Genomic DNA, 20,594 nt, shown 5'->3' with positions numbered 1-20,594 from the left:
TTCTTCCTTGTCGATCAGTGGGTGACGCCCGCCTGGGGCGCATCAAAACGGCTCTTGTACAAATCGTCGCCAAAACCCTGGGCCAGTTCTTCGAACTTGACCCGCGTGCTGCTGGCGAAGGGCTGGCGGATACTCATCACCTGGGCCACATCGATTTTTTCGTAGGCGGTGAGCAACTGCTGGGCCACGCCGTACATCTGTTGATTCTTGACTGAACATTGCTGCACTTGTGTGTCACGCTCGCCCAATTGCGCCTGCAAACGGGCGCGCTCGGCCTCCTTGCCCTTGGCCAGCACCAGCAACTCGTCATAGGCCTTCTTGAACTTGCCGATCTGCTCGTTGCTCGCATCCACCTGGGCTTGCGCCTGGCTGTGCAGGTTTTGTTGCTGGCCGGCCAGTTGCTCGGCCACGCCACGGGCCTTTTCCAGCTCGGCGGTCAATTGCTTGATCTGTGCCTGGGCCTGCCTGGCCTGGGTTTCAGCAGCGATGCGTGCGGCACTGGCCTGGGCCTGCTCGCTTTGCAACGCCTGCAATTGCTGGGTGGTGCTGCGCAGTTGGGTACGCAGGCGCTCCTCCATGCCTTCGGCGCAAGCGCCGCTGGCGACAAACAACAACAGCAGCCCGCAGATTCGCGTGTTCATGTGGCATCTCCGTGCGCATCAAAAGCGCGTGTTGAGTTCCAGTTGCATCACATCCACTTCAAACGGCTGGCCATACACTTCGGACGCGCTCAACCAACGTGCGCTGGCGTAGATGTTCTTTTCGATGCCGTAGTTGGCGCCAATGAAGTAACCCTTGGCGTTGGTGCCGCCCAGGTGAAACGAGGAGTCATTGAAGCCGTCAGGCAAGGCGTCAGGCTGGATGTACTTGTAGCCGGCCAGCACGTTCCAGTCGCCACGCTTGCGCATCTCCAGCGCGCTGCCCAGGGTGAACGAGACCATCAAGGCATTGCCGCCACTTTCAAACTGGCCGTCGCTGTTGAGGTTGTTGACGATCTGGCCTTCGCTGCGCTTGAGCATTTCGCCCTTGTCGTAGGCCAGGTTGTGGATGAAGTTGCCCTGGCTGCGCAGCTTCAAGTCACTGGGCAACTCGCTGTCCCAGACGGCGTTGAGGTCCAGCACGTTGAATTTGGAGGCCAGGCCGACGTATTGCGGCTCCGGCGTGAGGCCTGGGGTGGCCGGGTTGGGCGTAATGTTGCGCAGGTTGAACACGCTGTTGCCCTTTTGCATGAAGGCCACGCGCGAGCCGTCTGTGTCGCAGCCGGGCTGACCTTGCCACGGTTCGCAAGGGCTGGAACGCTCGCCTTCGATGTCCTGGAACTGGTAGTAGGCAGCGGCAAGCTTGAGTGTGTTGCTGCGGTTGATCTTCCAGTCCGCACCAATCTGCCCGCCAAACAACCATTTGGTGTCGCTGTCTTGCTTGTCCACACCGTTGCTGCTGGCAGTGTCGGAGGTGTACTCGACCGGGAACGCGCCAAGGGTGCCGAACAGGCCCCACTCGCTGTTGAGGCTGTGATTGAAAATCGCCGCCACGCCATCGAAGTTGAGGTCGTTGGAATACATCATGTCGGTGGAATAAAAAGGGTTGCCGATGCGCCCGCCGGTCAGTGTCACCGCGTCAGAGGCTTTCCAGCTCAGGTAACCCTGGTCGAGCCAGATGTCTTTCTTGCCGAACCCACCGCCCAGGGTCTGGGTGGTGGACACCGGGTTATTGTCCGAACCGGTACCCAGGCGAATACCGGCGGTCCATTCCGGCGAAATCACCGCTTTCATGCCCAGGCGGGCGCGCAGGCGGAACAGGTTTTCGCGGTCCTCGCGGGTGTTGAGCAACGGCGGGAACCGCGTATTGGTGCCGGGGTTGACGTCATACGGGCCCGAATCGTTGAGCTTGGCGTAGTCGGTGATGGTGTCGTCGTTCTTGCCCGAAAAGTACCGCGACTCGTCGCGCAGACGGATATCGCCATCAAAACTCACCCGTGACACCCAGTCCGGGAAGGTGTTGGGTTGCGCCCAGTTTTCCTGCTTGGCGGTGGCCATGACTTCAGCCTTCACCTGGTCGCGGATCTGGTCACGTACCGCTTGCGGTACGTACTGCACGCGCACATCGCCCGGCGCTGCAGCCGGGCCGCTGGCAACCACCGGCGCCGCATTGGCCTGGCGTGCCTGCAAGGCTTCCTTTTCGGCCTGGGCAATCAAGCCGTTGGCGGTGTCCTGGGTCAGCACGCCCTGCTGCACCAGCAGGCGGATCAGGTTGATGGTGACGTTTTCCGAAGGGGCAACCGGGGCTGCCGCCGCCTGGCCGACCAGGGTCGCGATGACCATGCCAACCGCCAGGGTCAGTCGATTCACGGGGGAAATCATGTGTACGCAACTCCTGTAAAAAACCGTTGAAAAAGAATTCGTTCAATCCGGGCGTCGGCCCTTGAGGGACAGGCGTACCGGCATCGTCACCGAGGCCGGCACCCGTTGTGTGGCATGGGGCGCACGCAAGGCGGCCAGGACCTGAGCGTCGGTGTCCGCATCGCCGCTGGACTTGGCCAACTGCGCACGGGTGACCTCGCCTTCGGCGTTCAGCCACAAGTCCGCCTGCACCGTGTAAGCCTTTTTGCGTAACTCCGGGTCTTCGCGCAGCAAGCGTTGAAACACCCCGGCCAGGTACTGCTTGTAGGTACCCGCGCCAAGGCCACCGCCGCCGGAACCGGCCATGCCGCCGCCCTTGCCTGCACCGATGTTGAAACCGTCGTTGCCCGACTGGGCATCGCCATCGATCTGCATCGGGTTGGCCAAATCATCGGCCGGTGACGGTGGTGCCTCTTCGGCTGGCTTGACCTCTTCCGGCTCGGGAGTGGGCACCGGTTCCGGTACTTTCTCTTCCACCTGAGGCTCGGGTTCCTTGGGCTTTTCCGGGGGCGGTGGCGGCGGTGGCGGCAACGGAATAATCGTCGGCACCTTCGGCGCTTCACGGCGTACGCCACTCATGTCATTGGCCCACTGCCATAAAAACCAGGCCGCCACGGCCGCCAGCAGCAGGCCAGCGCCCCACTTCAGCGGGCGCAGCGGTGGCGTTTTCTTGACCGGCAACGACGAGATCGGGATCTGTGCGGTCATGACTCAGCCCTGGCTCGGTTTGCCGGTGACCAGCCCGACCTGGGACAGCTCCAGCCGGCGCAGCAAGTCGAGCACCTCGATCACCTTCTGGTACTGCACCATGGCGTCGCCGCGCACGATCACCGGGAAATCCGGGTTCAGCGCTTTCTCGATGCGCAGGCGTTCTTCCAATTCGCCGAGGGTCACCGGGTAGGCATCAAGGAACACCTGGCCGCCGTCGTTGACGGAGATGGCCTTGGTCTTGGCCTCCGACAACGACACCGACGCACTGGCCTTGGGCAGATGGATCTGGATGCCCGAGACCTGGGCCGTAGCGGTGAGGATGAACATCACCAGCACCACCATCAGCACGTCCACCAGCGGCGTGATGTTGATACTGTCGACGGCCGCATCATCGTCATCGTCGTGGGAGGTATTTACGGAAGCCATGGCAATTCTCCTCAGGCCGGAACCGACGCGTGATGCTCGCGGCGGTGCGCGGTTTCACTGTGTTGGCTCTCGCCGTGCATCTCCGCCAGGCGGGTGATGAACTCGTCGACAAACACGCGCATGTCGGCGCTGACTTCCTTGTTGCGCGTGATCAGGCGGTTGTAGCCAAACAGCGCCGGGATCGCGACGAACAGGCCCATGGCCGTGGCCAGCAAGGCGGCCGCCATGCCGGGGGCAATCGCGTTGATGTTGACGTCACCGGCCATGGCCGTGCCGAGGAACACCACCATGATCCCCAGCACCGTGCCGAGCAGGCCGATGTACGGGCCGCCGGCAATGGCGTTGGAGAGGGTCGAGAGTTTGGAACTGAGTGCCTGGTTCTCGCGGGTGCGCACGCCATCCATGGAGCAGCGGATCGCTTCGATGGTCGCCGCCGACACCGACGAGGTATCGGCGCCCTGGGCGCGGCGCGTGCGGATCTCCTTGACCGCCACCAAGTACAGGCGCCACAGCGAGGAATGGGTCAGGCGCTCACCCAGTGGCGCGTCGTCGGCGTACATCTCCAAGCGTGTGCCGATCTGCGCGAAGTGCTCGCGAAACACCTCGTTGGCACTGCTCACGCGGCTGACCTGGCGGTTCTTGCGCAGCATGATGACCCACGACTGGAACATCATCGCCACCAGCACCAGGATGATCACCCAGGCATCCACCGGCACGGCGTTGAGCAAAAAGCCCAGGCTGCCGAAGCCCATGCCGGACTGTTCTTCATCCACCCCGTAAGCCACCAGTTTCGACTCGGCGCCCTGGGCACTGGCATCGGCCAGCAACAGCGCAGCCGGGCGCGCCACTTTGGACAGGCGCAGCTCATCCATGGCACCGGCGAACGGCAAGTGCGTGCTGCCCGCTTCCGGCAGGTCGGCGCCCACCGCCAACGACGTGTTGAATGCCGGCATGGCCACGGCAAGGCTGGCGGTTTCGCGGCCGTTCACATACAGCGCGACTTTTTCACCCTCGGCGGTGAACGCCAGGTGCTGCCATTGGCCGGGGTTCAGCGGCTGGGTCGAGACGGCGCGCTGGCCGTCGATGTCCACAAACGGCATACCCTGATTCAAGCCCAACAACAGGCTGTGGGCGCCGTCGCGGCGGGCCAGGACGATTTGCTCGCCACTGGCCTGATCCAGGCGCAACCAGGCACTGAAGGTGAACGCACCACCTGCGGCATGTTGCAGCGATGGGCTGGCCGGCAACATCAGCGGCTGGCCGCCGAACTGCAAGGCGCGACCGATCACGCCGTCGATGCTCGCACCGGTGGCGTTCAACGCGGTGTTGGCGTAGGCGGTGGTGTCCCGTGGCGGCGTCGCATTGGCGCCGTCAAAGTGATAGAGCGCGGTGTAATTGGGGTCAAATGCCAGCTGGCCGTTAGCAGTGGCCGGCGCCTTCTGGTTGCCGTAGTACATCCACAAATCCTGGCGTTGGCCACCTTCGACCTTGGGCACATCGACCCAGATCAGCGCCATGCCCATCAACGGATCAAAGCTCTCGATCTGGTGATTGAACACGGTCTTGTCATCGGCACTCACAAAGCGCAGGTCGCTGCCGTCGTCCTTGACCCCGTCAAAGGTGAAATTGCCGGTGTGCAGGCGCACCAGCAGCGCGGTGCGACCCAAGGCCTGGTTGATCGCGGCGCCTTGGGCGGTGGTGTCTACCGAGATCTGTTTGCGGTAGTGCCAATCGTCCTGCCACCAGGCGTGGGCGGTGGCCGGGAGCGCGAAGCCCAGGCAGATCAACAGGCTCAGAAATAGGCGTTGCATGGGTGAAGTCTCCGGAAGAAAAAGTCAGAACGTCGCCTGCACACTGAAGTGCAGTCGCGAATCCTGTTTCTGGGTGTTCGGTCCATCGAGCAGCGGGTAGCCCCAATCCAGGCTGCCGGACAACCATTTGCTCAAACTGGCGCGGGTGCCCAGGCCGACACTGGCCAGGCTGTATTCGTCTTCTTGCTCGGGCAGCGGGTCGTGCAGGCGCAGGCGCGCACCTTCGGCGAACGCATAGAAGCGCCACTCCTGCACATAACTGCCGAGGAACTTGGCCAGGGACGGCGTGCGCAGCTCCTGGGACAGCAGCAAGCCCTCGTCCCCGGTGCGCTCCGCCGCCAGGTAGCCGCGCACCGAAGTGGCGCCGCCGGCCGAGTACTGCTCGTTGGATACCAGCGGCCCCGAGGCCAATTGGAAACCGGCCTTGGACGCCGACTGCCAATCGTTGGCGAAGGTGTAGCTGTAATTCAGGTCGCCCTTGAGCACGGCGAAACTGGCGCTGGCCTTGTAGCGTTTGTAGTCGAATTCTTCGGCGTCGCTGCCGTAGCCAAAGAAGGCGCGGGTGCCCACCACCAGGTTCAAGCCCAGGCCCAACTGGGATTGCTCGGTGTAGCGATAGCCGTTGTAGCCCAGGGTGAACGGCGCGTACTTGAGCGGCACCTGGTCGCTGCTGGAACCGAATTTCATCTGCTCGTCGAAGTCTTTGAAGTCGATACCAAACGAGAAGGAATTGGCCCAATTGCCGGCGGCTGGCAGGTTGTAGATCGCCGACACCCCATAGGAATGGCCCTTGCCAAGCACGTTGCTGCCACCGATCGTGGCGATGTTGCTGTCGGACTGGTAACCGGAGAACTGCAAGGTCCAGCGCTCATCCAGCGGCGCGCTGTAGGAGCCCGACCAGACCTTGGCGTTGTCGGTGTCCTGGGGCGCGGTGAAGTACGTCAGGGAAATGCTGTGGCCCAGTTGCCACAGGTTGTCATAGCCCAGGGTCGCGACCGAGCGCAGCTTCTCGGTGTCGGCGCTGTAGTCGTTGTTCAGGCCGATACTGGCGTGCCAGGGGTTCTGGTCTTCCACCTGCAAATCCACATCCATGGTGCCGGGGCGCTGGCCTTCGCGCACCAGCGGCGTAACCTGGCGCCCGGCACTGCGGTTGAGCCCGGCCAACTGGGTTTGCACGCTGGCAAAGTCCGGCACCGCGCCCTCCTCCAGGCCCGGCACTTGCTCGCGGATTTCCACCGGCGAGTAGTGCTTGGCACCCACCACCCGCACCCGGCCGACCTTGGTTTCGCTGACTTGCAGGTAGACGATGCCGTCATCGACCTTCTGCTCCGGCAGTTCCACAAACACCGACTGGTAACCGCGTGCCTGGTAGATCTTCTGCAGCGCCTCACGGGCGCCTTCGATATCGTCGAGGGTCTTTTGCGGGCCCAGAAACGGGTACACCGCCTCCTCGATGGTGGCCGCATCGAGCACGGTATTGCCGCGCACGAAGTACTCGTTGACGTCCACTTTGCGTGCCGGTGCCGCGTCCTCCGCCAACGCGGGGTGGACCATGGCCCCCAGCGTCAAGCAGTACAGCACCAGCGTTGATTTGAACAGATGCTCCACACCGCCCCCTGACGTTCTAATGGTTATCGCCGCTGCCACCGGCACGGCGCCCGGCCGGCTCAATTGCTGGCGATCGAAGTGTTGCCGTGCCGGGCCAGCCAGGTGTGCAGCAAGGCGAAGTTCAGCGAGAACTCCGGCATGTGCAGCAAGGCGCCACAAAACACGTCACCGATGATTTTCTGGATGAGCTGCACCGCCCGCGGGTTGTTGAGCAGCGTGGCGATGTCGCGGGTGAGCACATGGATGCTCCAGACCTTCTGGTTCAGGTCCAGGCCGACGAACCAGCGGAACAGCAGGTTGTAGTTCAGCTGTTCATGCAGTTGCTGCTCGCTGGGTACCGAGTACAGCAGTTGCAGCAGCAGGATCTGCAGTACGGTCTGCGGCGCGATCAACATCGAAGGCTCGGCCACCAGCCAGTCGCGGTGCTGGTCGAGGACGTCGTCGATCTGCGGACGCAGCAACACCAGGGAATGGCCGGCGGGGATGTAGCTGGAGACTTCCTTCAACGCGCCCTGCCAATCGTCCTGGGAGACGATCCACACCCAGGGTGCGCCGTAGCGATAGACCGACACCGGCTTCTTGCGCGCGGCTTCGACGATCTTTGACAGGCGCTGGTCGAGCTCCTGCATGCCGACTTTTGAATAACGTTCCATAGATCCCATTGCCCCACTCCTGGCGTCCTGCTGGCGGCTTTGAAAACACCTGCGCGGTGTTCTTGAGCGCGTTACACAGGAGAGACGGGGATGGGCTTGGACTACCGAACTTTTGTCATGAAAGCTTCATTTTTCTGATGTTTGGAGACCCAATGTGGGAGGGGGCTTGCCCCCGATGAGCATGGGTATCTACACAACTCTCAAAGGCTCACCACAACAGCCCATTTGCCATAGATTCAGCATCCACTGGAAGTTGTGTCGATACCTATGCCCCGATGAGGGAGTGCCAGCGAATACATCTTTGCCTGACCCACTGCCATCGGGGGCAAGCCCCCTCCCACATTTGAACATCAAAAAAAAACGGGGCGATCAAAGATCGCCCCAAAGTCCAACGAGAGGTCCTTGATCTACAAACTAATCTGCTTGCGCTCCTCATCCGTCAACCGCGCCCGCGCCTGTTCACTCAGCGGCCCGGCACCCAACACCTGCACCGGGCTGTTGGGGTTATACCCCGACGTTTTCTGCCCGTCTTCAGGCCCCCGCTGCACAGGCTCCGAACCAAAACTCAGCACCTCCACCGTCACAATCGAAGCCCTGCCCTGCTTCGCCGCCGCCTGCTGACTGCGCGCCGCGTCTTCTGCCGCCTGGGACGCCGCCGCACCCGCAGCACTGGCCGAGCTCATGGCCCCGGTGTTGACCGAGGCCGTCACCGGCACCCCGGACGACTTGCCCTGGGTCTGGATATTCGCCGCGTTCACTACCCGCAACGCGGCGATGTTGACGTTACCCGACACCCGTATCCCCGCCTCGCCCGCGTCGATGGTGCCCAACGGCGCGATCAGGTCGATGTCCCCTGCCGGCACTTCCGGGATCGGGTTCAGCGTGGCGATCCCCGCGCCGGTACTCGGCACCGACGGTGAGAGGCCCACGTTGCCCCAGTTGTCGTAGACGCGCTTGGGTGGCGTATACACCACGGTGGTCTTGGAGCCACGACCGGCGTTGATGTCACCCTCGGCGGTCCAGCCCATGATCGAGCCACCAAAGGTGGTCATGATGCGGCTCTGCCCCAGCAGGATGCTGCCCATGGAATACAGCTGAATGTCACCGGCACCCTGGGTGATCACACCCGCCGTGGCCGGTGGCGCCGCGCCTTCGATGCCGAAGGTCTGGCCGCCGCCGGGGGTGAGCATCTGGATCGAGCCGCCGGCATTGGTGTGCACGCCCGAGCCGTTGAACAGGGTGATGTCGCCCTGGTAAGTGATCGGGTTGCCGGCCACGTCCTTGGCCGGGAACAACGCCGCAATCGCCGCACGGCCACGCAGGTAACTACCCTCGCGCACGCCGCCGTCCTGGTTGTACTCACGGCCGGCGGCCTTGAGTTCGGCAAAATACACGTCACGGGCAAACACCCGTTGTTGCTCGGCGGGCAATGCGGCGTAGTAAGCACGGGCCTGCGCGCTGTCGCCGGCAAAGCCGAAGCGCTCGGCCAGCCAGGTGGCCAGTTCGTCCTCGTAGGTCTTGGCCACCTTGCCGCCCAGCAAGGACTCGCCCGCTTGTGCCTGGTTGAGCGGGTTCAGGTAGTTCTCTACGAACCGCTGGTAATCCGGCCCGTTGGCGCCGACACCCGCCTGCATGACGATGCTCGCGCCAGGGCGGTTGTCGCCCGGCAGCACTGCACCGAGGCTGGTCACACTGTGCTCGCCGCCCGTGCCTGTCAGCAGGATATTGCGCCCGGCCGACACTTCCAGCAGGCCAGGGCCGGCCACTTGGAAGTTGCTGTAGAGAATGTCGCGACCCGCAGACACGATGGAGATGTCGTTGGTGTTTTGGTGAATGAACAGATTGTCACTTGGCGCCGCCACAGCAAAACCATCGGTGCCAAAGGTACGGCCACTGCTGACGATATCCCGTCCGGCCATCATCCGTACCGCGCCATTGCCTTCATACCAGGTCTCACCTTCATGCACTGCCCCGGCGCTCTTCTGGAAGGTGATGATCCGACCGCTGCTCACCCCGATCAGGTCGCCGTCCATCGCGTAAAACCGTGCGGGTTCAGCACTGCCTGAGGATGAAGCCGCCGTGGTGCCGGCGCCGAATGCGAACAACGCCAGGTTGCTCGCGTTACCCGTGATCGACAGGTTGCTGGCGACCACCGCGTTGCCAACCCGGCCTTGATACGCGGGATTCCACGGCGTCGCCATCGCGCTGTTCGCCGTGCCGGACTGGCTGACGGGCATGCCGCCGGCGTAGATCGAGTCCTGGGCGAGGAACTGCAACTGGCCGTTCTCGCCAGGCGCCAGCAGCAAGGGGTAGCTGTAGGTGTTGTCACCGTTGGTCTGCGCCTGCGCGGCTTTACCGTAATACAGGCTGCCGCCCGCTGCGGTCGCCCTGAGGATGGACGGGTAGACCACCGCCAGGTCGGCCGTCGCCTCGGAGCGGCTGAACGGTGTGAGGTTGCCGCCCAGTGAAAACAGATCAATCGCCGTGTCTTGGGTCCACAGCGTAAACCAGCTTGAACCGCTGCCGGGGTTCGCGCCTTGCGCAAAGGGTGATACATGCGAGAGCTGTACCCGGCCCGGGTCTTCGACGTTCTGCACCACCAGGTCTCCCAGGGTCTGCAGGTTGAAGGTGGCATCACCGGGCACCAGGGTCATGCCGCCACGGGCAACGCTTCGCGTGGCAACCTGAGGGTCGAACGCGCGGGTTTCGCCAGGGCTTTGGGTGGGGGCGATGCTGCCGTACAGCAAGTCGACGCTGCCCACGCTGGCGCTGCGCAACTGCACATCACCGCGCAGGTTGACCAGCACACCATCACGATGATCCGCCGTCGCGGCCACGCTGGCCGGGTTCAGTGCGCCACCGATGCGTACGCGCAAATCGCCGCCGCCGGTCAACTGCTGGCTGCCATCGCTGGCAATCCGGCCCGTGCTGCCGACGGCCAGGACCAGGCCCTGGCTATGGGGGTTGGCTCCGGAGCCATTGAGGTCGTAACCCAAGGTATCCAGCACCCCGGCGTTGCCGCCCACGTTCACGTCCAGATTGCCGCCGCCGAGGGTGCCGAAGCCAGTGAAACCGAGCATTTTGTCTGCCGCAGTGGTCGCGGTGTAGCTGCCAAAATTGATCCACCACGCGGTAGGTTGAGCCTGCCCGCCCGTAGCGACATCACCACTGCCCTGGCGCCACAGCCAGTTGCCGACCGCCGCCGAGTCCACCCCGGCATCCTTAGGGTTGGGGCGCGTCAGGCTCGCGGTGGTGCTGGTGATATTGCCAGTCAGGTCACCGCCGACATTCAGGGTCACATTGCCCCCCGCTTGCGGGTACCAGGCCCGGTAGAGACTGGTGGGTGAGCCGTTGACGAACTGTTCGAAGTAGCTGCCTGGGTCATTCAGCACGCTGCCGGACGGCTGCGCCTTGGGCAGGTTGTAAGGGTCGCCGGCGAACGTGCCAGTCGATGACGTGCCCGCGGTGTACACACCGTACAGCGAATCCATGCTCAAGCTGCCCGCGCTCAACAGTTCCAGGTCGCCGCTGCCGGTGCGGATCACACTGAAGCGGGTACTCGAAGGCGTCGCCGCATATTCGGTCTTGCTCTGGGCCGCACAATATTCGGGAGCAATGGCGCACACCTCCTCCACCGTCGGCAATTGCAGGCTGGCGAGGAACTCATTGGTGATCACCGCCCCCACGGGAATGATCACGCCGGACTGGTTCAACAGATCATCGGCCGCTTGCTGCGTCCACACGTAGGTGACTTTGATCGCGCAATACTCCGGCGCACCGGCACAGAAATCTTCAATCGACCCCAGGCTCAAGTCATTGAGCAATTGCTGGTCGATAGGGTCGCCCTCTTTGATGTCCAACCCTTCCGCAGTCAGCACCGCCACCGCTGCGGCGGTCCAGGTCTGGACGCCCTTGCTCGGCAATTCCTTGGCATACATGCCGTAGTGATTGTCCGCCAGGTGAATATCACCGCTGCGCGGGTGGGCTTGCAGCAAACGGCTGTCCGCCGCCTCGGTGTCGGCACCGGCCACCAGGCGCAACGACCACGACTGGGTGCCTTCGGCCAGCATCGGCGAGATGGCCCACACCTGGCCGGCGTCGCCGGACACGCCGACCCGCAACTGCACCGAGGCCGCCCCGTTGGGCAACTTCACATCGGTGCCGGCGGGGATCAGCGCGCCCTTCGGCAAGTCCTTGATGCCACTCAGTAGCACAGTGTTGTTGGCCAGGTTCGCACCGTGCACCGTCGGCAGCGGCACGCCTTTGGGCCAGATCATGTTTTGCAGGCGGGTGCCTTGGGTCAACAGTGTCCCGGCGCCCAGCTGGGTGCCCGCCACCAGGGTCTGCGCCTCACCGAGCAACGTACCGGCGGCGAACAACAGATTGCCCCCGGCATCGCGTATGTCGGCCGCCAATACACTGCCCGCCGGCAGCACCACGTCCTGGCCCAATGTCGCGGCCACCGGCAAACGGGTGCCGGCGGCGACCGTCAGGCCCTTGATCGGCAGGTCGTAGTTCAGCGTACTGCCCGCCGGGAAGGCCGTGCCGTCCGCCAGGGTCACACCATTGCCCGGCACCACGATGGTGCCGCCGCTGAAGTCCACACCGGGCAGCAGCACCCAGCCCTTGTCGTCCTCGGACAGCGGCGGTTTGGCGAAGCCATCGTTGATGCTGCCGTAGATATTCAGGTCACCGCCGGCGCGCAGGGTCAGGGCGCCGGACTCACCGGAGCCGTAGACATTGTCGTCTTGCTGGCTATTGGGATTGAGGCTGGCATAGCGATAACCGGACAAGTCCAGGTCGCCCTGCACCACCAGGTCGCCGTCAGGGGTCTTGCTGACGATTTCCACGCCGGGGCGCAGGTGGAAGGCGTCGGCGTAGGTGGCGTTGTTCAGGCCGGCGAGCTTGTTCTGCGTCAGCTGTGTGTTGAGCAAGGCGGCATCGATGAAATCAACGGCCAGCTTGTGCTTCTTATCCAGATAATCCTGAGTAATCTCCTGATACGGCCTGCCACTGGCGGTCGGATCGTTTTTCTGCGGCGCATCGTCGTAGGTCGCCATGCCGTTGAGGGTGATCGAGCGCGCGCCCTGAATGGTCAAGCGTCCGCTGGCGTCGATTGCCACGTCATTGCCCCCCAACCGGGGTGCGTTCAGTTCCAGAGTGCCGCGATTGCGTCCGTCATTGCCGACAGCCGCGCCGGTGCCGTGGCGCAGGTCGATGCGCACGCCATCGGCGAGGGTCAGTTGGCCGCTGCCGGAGCCCAGCACCACCATGGCGCGGTTCGGCGAGTCGATGATCTTGCCGTAGCTGTCCACCCGCAGCTTGCTGCCGTGGGCGTCGAGCACTGCGGTGCTGTCCAGGGTCAGGCCGTTTTTGCCGGCTAGGTTGATGCTGCCGACGCGCTCACCGCTAGCGTCCACCAGCCCGGTCACGCGCAGGCTGCCGTTGTCCACGGACACGCTGACAGTGCCGGCCTTGAGCCCGTTGCCGATGGTCAGGTCGCCCTGCTTGAGCTGGAAGCTGCGCGCGCCGAACACCTCGCCCTGATTCAGGCGCTGGTTGAGGTCGGCAAACTGCTGGTCCAGGGCGCCGCTGCTGCCCAGGCGCTGGGCCTGGATCTCCACGGTACCGGCCGGCTGCGGCAACGAGGTGCCACCGGCGTTGTAATAACCACTGCTGCTGCCGAGGATCTTGCCTTGCAAATCGACGATGCCGCCTGCCGCATCCGTCGCCACCGCACGCAACTTGCCGGCCTGGTTGTGCTTGGCGGACAGGTCGATGGTCGAGCCCGCCGCCTGCAGGATATTGCCGCTGCGGCTGTCGAGCAGCACGTCGCCGCCCCAACCGTATTGGGTCACGTCGTTGAAGGTGATCCCACGACCGGCCACATCGATCAGCGCGTCATCGGTCAACAGCACATCGCCCCGCGCACTGAGGCTGACTTTGCCGCTGGGCAACACCACCGCAGTGGCCACACGGATGCTGTCGCCTTGCAGGGACAGCGTCGCGCCCTGGCCGCTGGCGCTGCCACGGGGGCCTGCCGAAGCGCCGATATCGATCGCACCGCCGGCCTTGATCGTGTTCACCGAACCGGCCTCACCGGTCATCAGCGGGGTGCGGATGGTCAGGTTGCCGCCGCTGTACTGGAAGCCGCTGACCGGGTCATAGGCGCCCTGGCGCTGGTACACCGACAGGCTGCCCTTGTGGTTGGCGGTGATGCGCTCGCTGGCATTGAGGTTGACGTTGGCAAAGCCCAGGGCCAGGCGGTCGAAGCTTTTCACGTTGCTCGGTTGGCCAAAGTCGCCGTAGCCGAACTCGATGCGTTCGGCATTGATATCCAGGCGCCCGCTGCCGGTGCCTGCGCCGCCCGTCACCACCGCGCCGGGGGCGTTGGTCGCGCCCAGCCAGATCAGGTTGGCGGTGTGAATGGTCGCCACATCGCTGGCACCGCCGGCGCCGTACATGGCCGGGGTGGACAGCATCAGGTTGCTCAGCAGCGACTTGCCGGTCAGCGGGTCATAGGTGTCGAGGCTGGCGCTGCCGTAGAAGTTAAAACCGTCACGCGCCGACAGCTGCAAGGTCTCCAGGGCCGGTGCGCCCAGTTGCGTATCGCCGCGCAGCAGGCGGTCGAGCAGCGTCTGGTTGAGAGTCAGGCCGGCTGGCAAGCGGTTCGCGGCGGCTGCGGCGGCGAGGGCTTCGACGCTGCCCAGGTTGATGGTGCTCACGCCCAGGTTGAGGTGACGGGTGCCATAGCGCACCTGGTCGCCGAGTTGGAAGCTGCTGTCGGTCAGGGCCACGATGCTGCCATCGGAATACAACCCGGTCTGGCCCAGGCATGCGCTACTGCCGCAGGCGCCCACGTTGATCCCCCCGCTGATCACGCCAGCGGGCTGGACGGCACCGACCACGTTGAGCAACCCGTTGGACACCGCGAGCATATTGGCAACCTGGTAGATAAAACCGTCGCGCGCATCGTAGCTGGCGGCGCCCTGCCCCAGGGTATTGATCGAAGCACCCTGCTCGACCACGATGGCGCCGGTGTTGCTCACCAGGAACACCTCGGGCGCAGCCAGCGTGGCGCCCGCACGCAGGGTCACGTTGCTATTGGCGGCATTCACACCCGATGCCAGGCCGATGAAGTTACCCGACTGGCCATACTCCACCGCAGTCAAGCCACCCACCATCAGCCTTGAGGCACCGATGGCATTGAGGGTGTCGGCTTTAAGGGTAATGCCGGAAAAACCGGCGGTCGCCGAGGCGTCGGCGGCGACCACTTCGATACCCAGGCGACTCGGGTCCACCACCGCGACCGTGCCGCCATATCCGCCCGTCGCGGCATCAAAACGTCCGATACCGTCGAAGGCGAATGCATCGGCGCCCTGGCCGGGGCGCAATGCCAGTTTCAGGGTCTTGGCGTCGACTTCCAGCAGTGGGCGCGGCACGCCCAGCCTGGCCGCGTCGGCTTTGGCGAACTGGGCGTAACTGGTTTCGTTGTATTGGGAATAACGGCGCAGGGTGTCCGCCGAGGTCAGGATCAACTGGCTGGCGATGCTGTTGCGGATCCCGGTGTGGGCAATCGACAGCTGCCCGGCCGTCGACCACGAGCCATTGCGCATCAACGTGGTCGCGGCGTCGCTGCCGAGCCCGGCCAGGCCATTGATCTCCACGCGAAAGGCGCCAGGCATCAAGGCATACGTCGAGGGCATCAAGGTGTAGGTGCCCGCCGGCAACCCCGGCACACCCGCGCCAATGGTCACCTGCTGGCCCACCAGCGGCGCCACGGCACCGCCCTCGGCGGCCACCGGCGCCGCGCCGGGTTGCACGCCCGGCACAATCGCGTAGATCGGGTTGGTGGACAGCCCCGGCAGCACAAACCCGCCGTTGGCGCCAAATTGCACCAGCGGGTTGTAACGCGCATCCGTGGAACCGCCGCGCCCGGAAACAAAACCGGCGCCGAGCAGCTCGCCACCGCCCGACAGGTCCAGGATGGCATCCGGCTGCACCGCAACCGACTGGCCGCCCAGAATGACGCCGACGCTCAAGTCGCTGTTGGTATTGGCCAGCCCGCCCTGGCCGAGGAATGTCACGGTCTTGCCGTTGTAGGTGTAGACCTGCCCGTCCAGCGTGCCGCCATATGGCAATACCAGCCCCTTGCCGCTCACCGAGGTGACGCTGCCCGGCAGCAATTGCACCAGGCTGCTGCCCATGCTGCCGATATCGATCAAGCCCAGGGGCGCGCGCACCACGCCGCCTTGCTTGACGGTGGCCGCACCCAGTTGCAGACGCCCGAATGCCGAATACGGCAGGGGCGCGTCCGTGCTGCCGACGCGGCCAATCGTCAATGTGCGCAACGGATCAAAGTCCAGGCCCAGATTCAGCGTGGTTGATTCGCCAAGGTAGCCAGCGATCACTCGGGCACTGACGTCCGAGCTTGGGTACACCTGCGCCGCCCGCAAGGTCATGTCGCCCTGGGTCAGCAACTGGGTACTGACCCCGGTGATGATGTCGTTTGCGGAGGCGCCGGCCAGAAAGCGCAGATCGCCCTGGCTGGTCAGGTTGACGTGGTCAAAGCCACGGCGCTCAAGGCTCGCCAGGCTATTGTCGGCGTTATACAAACTGCTGCGGTTACCGAAGATCACGTTGCCGCGCACTTCCACCAGGTCGCCGTCGGCATTGAACTGCGCCTCGGTTGCGCGCTGGGACGGCGCCGGCAGCACCGGCACCGGACGCACATACAGATCCTTGCCGGTTTCGGGCGGCGCGAGGTAGCCCGCCAGCAACAGGTGCGGCGCCTTGAGGTTGATACGGGAGTTGCCTGCCGCGTTTTCACTGAGCCCATAACCCCGGCTGTAAAGGCGCAGGCTCTGGCCCATGTCCAGGCTCACATCGCCGTCAAAGCTCAGCAGGCCATTGCTCAGCAGCGCGAGGTTATCGAAGCCGCCAGCAGTGACTTGATCCACGCCCAGGCGGCCATGCCCGTACTCCAGGCTGTCGCCCAGCGCAGTCGGTTGATGCACTTGGCTCACGACCAGGTCACGGACCTTGAGCACCCGGTCGGTGAGCCCGGCTTTCTGGTAATACGGGCTCTCCAGCACCAGGTTGAGACTACCGCCTGCCGCGCCAACACCACCGGCTTTGGCGACCAGGCTGCCGTCCAGGTACAGGCCGTTGTTCGAGGCCAGGCTGATGCTGCCGCCGTTGCTGGCGACCGCCACCGCGCCCTGCCCTGGAACATTCAGCAAGGCCTGGGTGCCGGACGCGTCCAGGCGCGCACCCTCACGTACCACCACGAACAAGTCGCTGGCCGTGGTCAGGCCGGTGTTCAGGTCAAGGGTGCCGCCAATGTTGATCGTGCCGCCGTCGCGTACCACGCCGTAGGTGCGCCCCCGGAAGTCCACTGCCGTGGCCGCCCGCGCCGCCACGTCGATCAATGCCTGTTCGCCAATCCAGATCGAGCGGTCATGGCCGCTGGCGTTCACTGCCTCCGAGGCGCCAGTGGTCAAGCCACCCAAGGTGACGCTGCCGCCCCAGGCATTGAGCGTGCCGTCCAGGGTCAATTGCCCGATGCTGCGCAGCTGGATGGCTTGGCCGGGGTCGACGTTGATCACCGCGCCGTGGCCCACCGTCAGGGCTGTGCTCGCCATCTGCGCAGCGCCGGCGAAGACCGTGCCGGCGGTGAGGCTCAAGCCGGCGCCTCGGCGCTGGGTCAGCACGCCCTTGGTGGCGTCCTCCTGGTACAGCGGCGGCGTCCATTGCTCCAGGGCCGTGGCGGCATCGCTGCCGGTCGGCACTGTGGACGCTTGCGTACCCAAGCGATAGGTCGGCACGCTGACATCCACTTGGGTGCCGTCGGTGACGATCAGCCCTTCGTTGCCCGTGATGTCGTAGGCCGAGAACCCCTTATTGAAAAAATCGCCGGCCAGTCGCAGCGTGTCGCTGTCCACCGCACCCGCGCTGTCGCCGATCTGCACCTTGCGAGCCTGCAACGCCAGGGTGCCGCCGCCGTTCACGCCGTAGCCGCGCACGTCGCCATCCAGGCCCAGGGCACCGAGCGCGCCCAGCGTCACGCTGCCGCCCTTGCCGCCGATGAGCTTGCCGTCTACGCCAAGGGTCGCGCCGGAAGACACGTCCACCTCACTGCCCGCCGCCAGGTTGACGTTGTTCGAGCTGCGCAACGAGACCTTGCCGCCATTGACATACGCCACACCGGTGCTGTTGGCCGGGTCAAGCAACAGGTTGTTCCAGCGACCACGGGCATCGAGCTTGACGCCGGCCGCGACATTCACACTCGAACCCCCGGCCAGGGTCGTGTCTTCGACCGCGCCGGCCTTGAGTGGGTTGACCTGGCTGAGGATGTTGCCGGCATTGATGCTGCCACCCAGGGCCGTCAGATTCGCGTTGATATCAACCCTCGGCCCGAACAGGGTGATGTCGCCCCCATCCGCCACGCTGAGCGCGCCATTGACCGTCACCTGCTGCCGGGCCGCGACCTTGATCGCGCCCAACGGGTTGCCACTGAGCTGCCCGCTGTCGAGCAGGATCTTGCCCTGGCGCTCCTGGGGCAACGCGGTGGCGAGGTCCAGGCCATCGGCGATGTTTGCCAGGTTGCCGTCGAGCGACACCTCGTCGGCGTTCGCCCCCAAGGCATAGCGCAAGGTGCCGGTGGTCTTGTTGTAGATCGGCGTGTATTGGCCAATGATCAACTGCGCAAGCTGGGCCATGGCCTTCTGGGATTGCTGGTAACCGTCGAGGTTGATGTTTGGCGCCTGGGTCTGGCGATCCCCCTGGAACACCGCGCTGATCATCTGGCCTTCCAGCACCGCGCTGGCGGTGCTCACCACCAGCTTGCCGGCGTCACGCCCCACGGTATAACCGGCCTCGTTACGGCCTTGCGGAGCAATCATCGGGTTGTAGTAGTACTCGGTCTGGCCCCAGCGAACGCTGGTGTCTTCATAGCCCTTGTAGATACCCGAATAAAGGATGTCACCCGGCGCCCTGGACAACTCGTACAAGCGTCGATCCGGGCCCTTGAGCCAGGTTTGCCGGATATAGCCGCCTTGCACATCCACGGTGCCGCCCGACAGGTTGATCTGCGCGCCCTGCTGGGTCACCACATCCTTGCCGGTAAACGTCACGGTACCGCCCTGGGCCATCCATTCACCCACCGAATGGCCCTGGGTGCCAAGGTAGCCGCCGACTTCCAGCAGACCGCCAGCGGTGTACCAACGGTCGGTGGCATAGCCATTGGTACCGGCCGGGACAAACACCAGGTCGCGCAAGTCCACCCACACGTCGTTGTTGATCAGTTGCCCATTGTCGCGGTTGACCGGCGCATCCCGCTGCTCGTTGCCCTGCACATTGATCTTGATGTTATTGGCTTCCATCGACACCTTGACGCCCACGGCGCCTGACACGTCGATCATCGCGTCATCGCGCACCAGGCTGCGCTGGCCCGCGCTGACCGCCACCTGGCCGCCGGTGGCGAGGGTGATCGAGCCTTTCTGGAAGTCCACGGTGCCGCCGCTGACGATCTCGATCCGCGACTGGTCAGTGCGGTCGGCCACGGCGCTGAGGTGGTTGAACTGCCCACCGATCAGGTTGGCGGGCGTACCGTCGAGCTTGATCAGGCCGTTGTCTTTCTGGCTGTTGAGGGCGGTGCTGCCGCTGGCGTCCAGCAGGATCGCAGTGGTGCTGCCCTCGCCCAGGGTGATGCTGCCCGTGGTGTCGCTGGCCGAATTGAGCAAGTGAATGGAGCCACGGGTGTCCACCGAGGTGCTGGCCAGGGCCACGCCGTTTTGCTGCACATTGTGCCCGGTCAGGGTGACGTCGCCAGTGGCGGCCATGATCAGGCCGTTGTTGATCACCGTTCCCGCCGTGCTGCCGGTTTTCAGGCTGGCGGCGACTTCGTTGCCACGGGTGGTGGAACGCTCGTTACCCGCCGTGCCCACGCCTTTGCGGATGTAGAAACTGTCGCCGGCGGCCAGGGTGGTCTGGCCCTTGGCGGTGATGATCGTGCCGGCGTTTTCCACTTCGCTGCCGAGCAGCAAGGCATAGCCGCCCGCGTCGGTGGAGGTGGCGGCGTTGTGGGTCTGGATCAACGCACCGCGCTGTACCTCGACCTTGCCCGCCGCATCGGTGAACGTCGGTTGTGTGCCATTGGTGTCGACATAGAGGCCGCGCTGGGTGAACTGGTCATCGGTGATCGTCGCGGCCGCCGCCACCAGGTTGCGCACATTGACCTGGCTGGTGCCGCTGAAGACCACGCCGTTACGGTTCATGATCATCACCGTGCCGGCGCCCTTGATCTGGCCCTGGATCTCGCTGGGCCGTGAATCAGGATCATTGACGCGGTTGAGCACCGCCCAGGTCGACTGCTGCTGGAAATCCACGGTGGTGTTGCGCCCGACGTTGAAGGTCTCCCAATTGAGGATCGCCTTGTCGGCGGTCTGCTCAATGCTCACCGTGGTCTTGCCGCCCGCCTGGGTCTGGGTCGGTGCCTTGGCGTTGGTCCAGCCCTGGGTCAGGCTGTTATCCACCTGCAGGCCGCCCTTGCCGAGGCCATCGGGAATCGTCGAAACCTGACCGAACGCCGCCTGCCGACCCGCCGCCTGCGCCGCCTGTTGCGCCGCAATAGCCGCGACCGTGGTGTTGAGCGTGCTGATGGAGCGCGCCAACTGCTGGTTGACCCGTGCCTGCTGGTTCAGCGTCGGTACCGACGGCATCTGCCCCGCATTGATCCGCGCCGCCGTCGTCGCCTGGGTCGCCCCCTTGGCCGCGAACCAGGCCGGGCTGAACGCCGTCGCCGCATGGGCATTGCCCGCCACCACCAACAAGGCAATGACCTGGGCCAGAGGCTTGAGGCGCAACACAGTCTGGGCGTGCGAGCCCTGGGCATTCAGCTTGAGCGTGGGTGTGCAGCGGACCATCGGGAATCTTCCTTCTTTGTAATCGCCAGGCGCAAGACAGGCTCACGTATGAGGGTTAGG

At 64.4% G+C, this 20,594-nt stretch carries 8 protein-coding genes; all 8 read right to left on the bottom strand.

Annotated features, from left to right (window positions below; genetic code table 11):
- Positions 1-14 precede the first annotated feature (14 nt).
- On the bottom strand, positions 15-641 hold the full coding sequence (locus AB3G88_RS10960; protein ID WP_480453991.1) for a DNA repair protein: 627 nt from the start codon (positions 639-641) through the stop codon (positions 15-17).
- Positions 642-659: 18 nt separating this feature from the next.
- The gene (locus AB3G88_RS10955; RefSeq protein ID WP_191960001.1) at positions 660-2,360 is read right to left on the bottom strand and encodes a putative porin; all 1,701 of its coding nucleotides are present in this window, start codon (positions 2,358-2,360) and stop codon (positions 660-662) included.
- A 42-nt stretch (positions 2,361-2,402) separates the two neighbouring features.
- Positions 2,403-3,107, bottom strand: coding sequence for an energy transducer TonB family protein (locus tag AB3G88_RS10950; protein WP_112194824.1), 705 nt, complete (start codon positions 3,105-3,107; stop codon positions 2,403-2,405).
- Between the two features lie 3 nt (positions 3,108-3,110).
- Entirely contained in the window at positions 3,111-3,536 is a 426-nt protein-coding gene (locus AB3G88_RS10945) for an ExbD/TolR family protein (RefSeq protein WP_016980095.1), read from the bottom strand.
- A gap of 11 nt (positions 3,537-3,547) precedes the next feature.
- Positions 3,548-5,347, bottom strand: coding sequence for a DUF2341 domain-containing protein (locus AB3G88_RS10940; protein WP_099584174.1), 1,800 nt, complete (start codon positions 5,345-5,347; stop codon positions 3,548-3,550).
- A gap of 24 nt (positions 5,348-5,371) precedes the next feature.
- A complete protein-coding gene (locus AB3G88_RS10935; protein WP_480453988.1) occupies positions 5,372-6,955 on the bottom strand; it encodes a ShlB/FhaC/HecB family hemolysin secretion/activation protein in 1,584 nt (527 codons plus the stop codon).
- A gap of 59 nt (positions 6,956-7,014) precedes the next feature.
- Entirely contained in the window at positions 7,015-7,608 is a 594-nt protein-coding gene (locus AB3G88_RS10930) for a transposase (protein ID WP_099584172.1), read from the bottom strand.
- A 407-nt stretch (positions 7,609-8,015) separates the two neighbouring features.
- A complete protein-coding gene (locus tag AB3G88_RS10925) occupies positions 8,016-20,534 on the bottom strand; it encodes a filamentous hemagglutinin family protein (protein WP_480453986.1) in 12,519 nt (4,172 codons plus the stop codon).
- Between the last annotated feature and the right edge of the window lie 60 nt (positions 20,535-20,594).

Source organism: Pseudomonas arvensis (assembly GCF_056688935.1).
This window is presented reverse-complemented; position numbering and strand designations above follow the sequence as displayed.

What these genes read in the sequence shown, in the direction of transcription:
- AB3G88_RS10960 (WP_480453991.1), bottom strand. Translation starts at nt 641, where the DNA reads ATGAACACGCGAATCTGCGGGCTGCTGTTGTTGTTTGTCGCCAGCGGC.
- AB3G88_RS10930 (WP_099584172.1), bottom strand. Translation starts at nt 7,608, where the DNA reads ATGGAACGTTATTCAAAAGTCGGCATGCAGGAGCTCGACCAGCGCCTG.
- AB3G88_RS10940 (WP_099584174.1), bottom strand. Translation starts at nt 5,347, where the DNA reads ATGCAACGCCTATTTCTGAGCCTGTTGATCTGCCTGGGCTTCGCGCTC.
- AB3G88_RS10945 (WP_016980095.1), bottom strand. Translation starts at nt 3,536, where the DNA reads ATGGCTTCCGTAAATACCTCCCACGACGATGACGATGATGCGGCCGTC.
- AB3G88_RS10950 (WP_112194824.1), bottom strand. Translation starts at nt 3,107, where the DNA reads ATGACCGCACAGATCCCGATCTCGTCGTTGCCGGTCAAGAAAACGCCA.
- AB3G88_RS10955 (WP_191960001.1), bottom strand. Translation starts at nt 2,360, where the DNA reads ATGATTTCCCCCGTGAATCGACTGACCCTGGCGGTTGGCATGGTCATC.
- AB3G88_RS10925 (WP_480453986.1), bottom strand. Translation starts at nt 20,534, where the DNA reads ATGGTCCGCTGCACACCCACGCTCAAGCTGAATGCCCAGGGCTCGCAC.